Here is a 2,242-nt window from a genome sequence, read left to right on the forward strand (position 1 = left end):
AATAGCGTCGTCGAAGGCACCAACGCCACCGTCACCGGTTCCGTGACCGTCTCCGCTGAAGCCGGCATCGCCAGCGTCACCGTCGGCGGCAAGGACGTCACCGGCGCCAGCGCCGCCAATCCGGTCGTCATCACCACCGACAAGGGCATCCTGACCGTCACCGGCTACAACGCCGCCACCGGCACCATCTCCTACTCCTACCAGGAGACGGGCGGCGCCGATGACCACACCGCGGGCGACGACTCCGTCAAGGACAACTTCACCGTCACCGTCACCGACGTGGCCGGCGTGTCCACCAGCAACGACCTGGTCATCCAGATCCTTGACACGGCCCCGGTCGCCAACGACGACGCGGCCTCCGTCACGGAAGACGCCACCGCTCCGGTTACCGGCAACGTGCTGACCAACGACACGCTGGGCGCCGATGCCAGCACGGTTGTCATCAACACCGGCGACGCCAAGTACGGCAAGCTCGTGGACAACGGCGACGGCACCTGGTCGTATCAGCTCAATAACACCCTGCCGGCGGTCCAGGCGCTGAACGACGGTCAGACCCTGACCGAGACCATCCGCTACACCATCACCGATGCCGATGGCGATACCACCACGGCTGAGCTGACCATCACCATCAACGGCCAGACCGATGCTCCCCCGGTCATCACCCCCGAGGACAGCGACGGCAACGTCTCCGGCGCGCACAACAGCGTCGTCGAAGGCACCAACGACACCGTTACCGGTACCGTGACCGTCTCCGCTGAAGCCGGCATCGCCAGCGTCACCGTCGGCGGCAAGGACGTCACCGGCGCCAGCGCCGCCAACCCCGTCGTCATCACCACCGACAAGGGCATCCTGACCGTCACCGGCTACAACGCCGCCACCGGCACCATCTCCTACTCCTACCAGGAGACGGGCGGCGCCGACGACCACACCGCGGGCGATGACTCCGTCAAGGACAACTTCACCGTCACCGTCACCGACGTGGCCGGTGTGTCCACCAGCAACGACCTGGTCATCCAGATCCTCGACACCGCCCCGGTCGCCACCGACGACGCAGCCTCCGTCACGGAAGACGCCACCGCTCCGGTCACCGGCAACGTACTGACCAACGACACGCTCGGCGCCGATGCCAGCACGGTCGTCATCAACATCGGCGACGCCAAGTACGGCAAGCTCGTGGACAACGGCGACGGCACCTGGTCGTATCAGCTCAACAACACCCTGCCGGCGGTCCAGGCGCTGAACGACGGTCAGACCCTGACCGAGACCATCCGCTACACCATCACCGATGCCGATGGCGATACCACCACGGCTGAGCTGACCATCACCATCAACGGCCAGACCGATGCTCCCCCGGTCATCACTCCCGAGGATAGCGACGGCAACGTCTCCGGCGCGCACAATAGCGTCGTCGAAGGCACCAACGCCACCGTCACCGGTACCGTGACCGTCTCCGCTGAAGCCGGCATCGCCAGCGTCACCGTCGGCGGCAAGGACGTCACCGGCGCCAGCGCCGCCAACCCCGTCGTCATCACCACCGACAAGGGCATCCTGACCGTCACCGGCTACAACGCCGCCACCGGCACCATCTCCTACTCCTACCAGGAGACGGGCGGCGCCGATGACCACACCGCGGGCGACGACTCCGTCAAGGACAACTTCACCGTCACCGTCACCGACGTGGCCGGCGTGTCCACCAGCAACGACCTGGTCATCCAGATCCTCGACACCGCCCCGGTCGCCAACGACGACGCAGCCTCCGTCACGGAAGACGCCACCGCTCCGGTCACCGGCAACGTGCTGACCAACGACACGCTCGGCGCCGACGCCAGCACGGTTGTCATCAACACCGGCGACGCCAAGTACGGCAAGCTCGTGGACAACGGCGACGGCACCTGGTCGTATCAGCTCAATAACACCCTGCCGGCGGTCCAGGCGCTGAACGACGGTCAGACCCTGACCGAGACCATCCGCTACACCATCACCGATGCCGATGGCGACACCACCACGGCTGAGCTGACCATCACCATCAACGGCCAGACCGATGCTCCCCCGCTCATCACCCCCGAGGACAGCGACGGCAATGTCTCCGGCGCGCACAATAGCGTCGTCGAAGGCACCAACGCCACCGTCACCGGTTCCGTGACCGTCTCCGCCGAAGCCGGCATCGCCAGCGTCACCGTCGGCGGCAAGGACGTCACCGGCGCCAGCGCCGCCAACCCGGTCGTCATCACCACCGACAAGG

Annotated in this window: 1 protein-coding gene; it reads left to right on the plus strand. The window is 66.5% G+C overall.

Annotated features, from left to right (window positions below):
- Positions 1 to 2,242, plus strand: a 2,242-nt coding sequence (locus CEY08_RS30295; protein ID WP_212591480.1) for a beta strand repeat-containing protein, incomplete at both ends; no start/stop codon positions are given.

Origin of the sequence: Achromobacter insolitus (genome assembly GCF_002209555.1) — a bacterium.
Taxonomy (GTDB): domain Bacteria; phylum Pseudomonadota; class Gammaproteobacteria; order Burkholderiales; family Burkholderiaceae_B; genus Achromobacter; species Achromobacter insolitus.